5 protein-coding genes and 1 pseudogene are annotated in these 4,943 nt (G+C 34.0%); 3 read left to right on the top strand and 3 right to left on the bottom strand.

The features are described from left to right. Window positions 1-18: 18 nt before the first annotated feature. The 3 genes and pseudogenes from ABWO41_RS15270 to ABWO41_RS15260 all read right to left on the bottom strand — a co-directional run bounded on the left by ABWO41_RS15270 (window position 19) and on the right by ABWO41_RS15260 (window position 1,792). On the bottom strand, window positions 19-582 hold the full coding sequence (locus ABWO41_RS15270) for a DUF3800 domain-containing protein (protein ID WP_353139914.1): 564 nt from the start codon (window positions 580-582) through the stop codon (window positions 19-21). Between the two features lie 253 nt (window positions 583-835). Further along, window positions 836-1,651: pseudogene (locus tag ABWO41_RS15265) on the bottom strand (DUF6602 domain-containing protein); the annotation flags it as partial. Window positions 1,652-1,663: 12 nt separating this feature from the next. Beyond that, on the bottom strand, window positions 1,664-1,792 hold the full coding sequence (locus ABWO41_RS15260) for a hypothetical protein (protein ID WP_353139912.1): 129 nt from the start codon (window positions 1,790-1,792) through the stop codon (window positions 1,664-1,666). Window positions 1,793-2,483: 691 nt separating this feature from the next. Here ABWO41_RS15260 and ABWO41_RS15255 point away from each other — a divergent pair. From ABWO41_RS15255 to ABWO41_RS15245, 3 genes are all read left to right on the top strand, one after another. Beyond that, window positions 2,484-3,173 carry a hypothetical protein gene (locus tag ABWO41_RS15255; protein ID WP_353139910.1) on the top strand — a complete coding sequence of 230 codons (690 nt, stop codon included), beginning with the start codon at window positions 2,484-2,486 and terminating at the stop codon, window positions 3,171-3,173. A 2-nt stretch (window positions 3,174-3,175) separates the two neighbouring features. Beyond that, complete coding sequence (locus tag ABWO41_RS15250) at window positions 3,176-4,090, top strand: PD-(D/E)XK nuclease domain-containing protein (protein ID WP_353139908.1); 915 nt, start codon at window positions 3,176-3,178, stop codon at window positions 4,088-4,090. 1 nt (window position 4,091) lies between these two features. Continuing rightward, window positions 4,092-4,943, top strand: an 852-nt coding sequence (locus tag ABWO41_RS15245; protein WP_353139906.1) for a hypothetical protein, incomplete at its 3' end; no start/stop codon positions are given.

Below are 4,943 nucleotides of genomic sequence, written 5' to 3'. Positions count from 1 at the left end.
AACTATATTTCAATCATTTCAAAGAACAATTTCAGATTTTAATGGGACAGCAATGATCGCACCCATAATGAAATCTGTCATCTGCATCAATAGGCTTTCGTGTGAGCGTATATTTTGGATATTTCTGAACACCTCATACTTAGAGTTGAGGATATCCTTGAGCCGATGCACTTTATGTGCACTCAGCGTATCTTTTATGTCGAGGTATACATTATAGCTAGCTGTGGTGTCAACCTTGTGATTGAGCAGAATGTAATACATCTTGTAGTAGAAGTCGTCATAGCTTTGTCCAAAATCATCATTTCTGATCCGCGTCTTATCGATGCCAACAGCCCTGAATTTTAATTCTGAATAAAAGAAATATTCTACGAGATCGAGGTAGAAGGAGAACTTTGATTTGGATACATTGCTCCATTTTATTTCACCGTAAAATTTATGCTTTTCCTTGATCTCTTTAATATTTTCGGTGTGAAATCTGATTTGGTTATATGCAGATGTTACCGAGCCAAGGAACATAAACCTCTTATGGTCATTTTCCAGATGACAGCTTTCATCGCAATATATGTTATATGTTTTTTTCATATATCTTAGTTAATAAATCAATGGAGAGTACCGCTTGTAAGCTGAACTGCGCTATTGATCATATTAGCTAAAATACCAATATTTTTAGTAAAACCAAAAGTGTTTGTCGCTTTTGATAGGATGAAGATAGGGGAGCGTCTCTAGCTGAAATGACAACTCGTGTATAATTAGCTGTTAAATATACCCTGAAAAACAAAAGCCAAACTTTCGCTTGGCATCATCTTGACCGTAATAGTTTATAGGGCGTAGTATCTCATTTTTCTTTTAAAGAATTGATCCACATATCCATATATTCACGGGTGCTCTCTTCCCATTTTTTATAGTCTTCGATGTTATAGTATTGTGTCGAAACTGGGTTTCCATTTTCCCAATCGCTAGTTCCGAATCCGTAAAGGCTAGATATAACATTAGGATGATATGAACCTTTTAATAAAGCAATGACGTCAAAGGCAAATTGTGAAAAGTAACTTTCACTATGATTTAGCAGTAATGAACAATAAAGATTTTCTTTAAGTTTTTTGCTTTGAGAATAGGACCAAAAGGATAGTGATTTGTTGTCCCAACTTCTTTTTTGGTCCTCTAGGATGATGGAAACCTTCCCACTATAGAATTCGTCTAATGTTTCAGTCCGAAGAATAAACCCTCCATAGAACCCTCTCAGTTCAGTAGCATACAGCAAATTATCCAATGCCGCAAAATCTTTTTCATGTTCTTTCCTGAGCTCAAAGAAAACGGTAGCGCAAAAGAACTCTTTCGGGAGATACAGTTTGGTTGGATGGAGGGGAGGGTCTATCTTTTGCATCAAAGGCTTTAGTTTGGCAAGCTGCTTGACAGCATCGGTTGCTGTCTTTTTGTTGAAAGAAGACTTCACCTCAATGATACCACGTACATATTCTACAGGAATGACTAATGACCTTCCTTGGTGCGAATAATCGGGATTCTCATCGACCCATAGGATTGGTGCCTCTAGTTGCTCATATATAATTACGTCGTAATGCACTAGAGTTTCGTCCTTTAGAGTTCCTTGAGAAGTAATCCATCCAGAGGTCACACTGTATTTTTTTGATAGAAAAGTAGTGAGTCATTTACGGAACTCTGCTTCTGCTACTTTGCTATGTTCAGTTTGTACCGCGCTTTTAAGACCTTTGTTTCTGGCATTGTAATAGGCACTGAGCATTTCGCTTCTCGCCATTAGAAATTTTGTTTCCATCCCTGATTTTGCCATTGGGGTTTGAGTGGAGAATGTTTGTCTGGCATTATAGTGTTATTTGATAATACTAATATACGAAAATGGCTGATATCGCTATATCAATCCGCCCTGCAAAAATGACTTTCGCGATAAGACGATCAATTTGCGCAGGCATTTTGCAGATAACGCCCTATACGAAAATACATCGTGGAGTTTACATATTGCAGATGCTTTTCCGGGCATGAAAAATCAGTTCAAGTACTAAGGTTTCCCGTAATATCCATGGAATTGTGTTAGGTGCTTTTGGATTGGTTCTTAAAAGTAAATATCGCAAGTTAGCTAAATGGGGACAATCATTTTTTTTATTTGTACTATTTAGTATCTTAGGAGAGCCGATTGTAAGAAGACCAGCCAAGTGATAAAGATCGATCAGCGATAGCGAAGCAAATATTTTCTGTACCTCATGTGTTAAGAATGATGGATAATGAAAACCGAAGAATTACTTATAAGGGTAAAGACACACCTTTTTGTTCAGGAATAATTAGACGTATTAAAGCAATTTCCATAGAGCTTCCAAAAATTATCTATGAATATTTAACTGATTTAGGCTTTAAAATGATTAAATGATATTATTAAAGAATGATGATAGTTTATACTTACGAAATGCTTTTGTAAGTATTGAATTAAACCTTAGCCATTTATTGACGATGTTATGAATAGATTACAGTCTTATGTGCTAAATCGATTTGCTCTTTTGAATAAGGCTATTGATGCGAATCAATTAGCTGATATTATTAAAGGAAATAATTCCGATTTTGAATTGGGGTTCCGAGTTCTCAAGGTAAATATAATTAGCGATGTCCAACTAGCAGTTGAGTTATTGAAGAGATTGCCTACGTATCTTTTAGATTTTGATAGCGACAATAGCGAAATGATTAGACGGGAGAGTTTTTTATTTACAAAATCAATCTTTGAAATAAATTTAAACCAACAATATTTGATGACATTTGGAAGTCTTAGTCAAAACAATGATGCCAAAGTGTTTCTAAAAAGAATAGGTTTAAATTATAAGCTCGATCAATTGTATATAGATATAGCAAGTTTTTATGAATCAAGTAATTGTACATATGAAGATGTTTTTTTGAAAGCCGTTGCTATCAAAAAGTTCAACTATCGCAATGGAATGGTTGGTAGATTTTCCGGGGAAATTGTTGATAATTCAATTGCAGCTGAATTAATAGGAAATTATTCCAAAGATTTACTTAAGGCTACTTTTGCAATAAAAACCGATGGCTGTAGGTTTGATTTACAGATTTTTCCCAACGGTGCTTTCAAAATTTTAACCAACGATTGCGAGCAGCGAGATATTCTTGAAAAGATAATACCCAACTTATTAAAATAATTATGCCTGAAGATCAGAGTTACGAGGGTTCGGAATGGAACCGACAAATGTGCAATCTTTTAAAGTTTTTCAAATGGGAATATGTTGGGGATTCTGATTTCGATGCCCCTACCGAAGAAAACAAGCAGAGGGGGATAGATCGACTTTTCACTTTCAAAAATCCTTATAGGGGGGAAAAAGAATTGTGTATTCTCGAATCTAAGAGATATAAAAAGACTTCATTTTCTGAGGGAAAAATTGGAGAATGGGCCAAGACATTAGAAGAAAAACTCACTAAAATAAGGCATTCAAAAGAGTTTTACGAATTGTTCCCTCATTTAGATGGAATGAGTTTCGATCAAGGACTTGTCGCTATATGGTGTCCTGATAAAGAGTTAGTTACGGGATTTAATCAAGTTTTCTTAAAAGGTTTAGAAAATACTGATTTGAACCCTAAGCATAGCAAGTCTATGAACAAGCTTTATTTTTTTGATAATAATAAAATTTCAAAGTTAGTTTCTGTAGCGCATACGGTTAAGGAAATTAATACAGGTGGACTTAAAAGAGACTTTAATTTCTATTATCATGGTAATAAAGACTATGCATCATGTAGATCGGAGGTTCTATTGCCCATGTACATGATTGGTAAGTTTATTCTGGGTGACTATATTGACAAGGATAATGTAGAAAATAAAGTTGTATTTTATTTTGGAACATTGAATATTCCCTCTTTTAAGCTTTTAAGATCGGCACTAAGTGACTTAAGCTATACCGATAAAGATAAACCTTTACAGATATATTATAGTATTGAAGATAATAATCATACTTTCAGAAAGATTCTTCCTGAAATAGAAAAGGATTATAATGATCTAAATGTTAAATTTCTACCATTGGATTCTTTCGATAAAATTCCTGCTTTTTTAAATACAGACAATTAAGATGAAAAATAGTTATCCTACTAAATACGAAATATATGAAGCGTTAATGATGACTTCAGCATCGTTTACACGAATGTTTGCTCAAAAGTTGGGGTTAATTGTGACTAATTCAAAACAAGATGTCATAGCTAAGGAAATTTCCAGAATATTTTTGGAAGAAGAAGATATTGAAGTGATTAGATCAGAGGCATATCAACAAAAAGTCAACCATAGTTTAAGTGGATTTACTGTTTTGTCAAAACACGAATATTTTTCGCTAGTCAAGAATTTTAACTGGATTTTAGAAAGCAAAAAATTTAAAACAGGAATTGTATTAAACTCTTTAAAGAAATTAGACGAAGGAAATGTTTATAGGGGGGCATATTCATATAAAAGAAAAAAGCCCGGTAGAATAGAACTTTTACAGGATGAAGAAAACTCTTTTGATTTTTATTTGAAAGATGTAGGAAAGGGAGAGTGGAACGTTGAAATAGACAGCACAAGGTCAACAGATCTAAAAGAGCTAATGGACTTATTTGAACCAACTTTAAAGAAAGATGAAGAAAAAATTGAAAGTTTGGACGAGAAACTTTTAAATACAAAAAACTCGATAGAGTTTTTTGATGAGTTATCAAAATTTGGAAAGAAAGAGCACTGGGGTTTAGTTCAAATCAGTCACGTTTCCATTAGAAAAAATGCGATGGAATCAGAGACAGAAGATGTCGAACAAAAAGACCTTGATGGTATTAGCCAGGCAATAATTGAAGGTAAAAATTTAAGGGAAAACCAATTTGTTGAGAACGCCGTTTCGTCGGGATTTAGCTTTACTGCTATGACGTATGAGTTTGAAAATACGAAGAAACCTATAGGATTT

It is taken from the genome of Pseudopedobacter sp. (genome assembly GCF_040392825.1).
GTDB lineage: Bacteria > Bacteroidota > Bacteroidia > Sphingobacteriales > Sphingobacteriaceae > Pseudopedobacter.
Note: the sequence above shows the minus strand (reverse complement) of the source record. Positions and strands in the feature narration are given on the sequence as shown.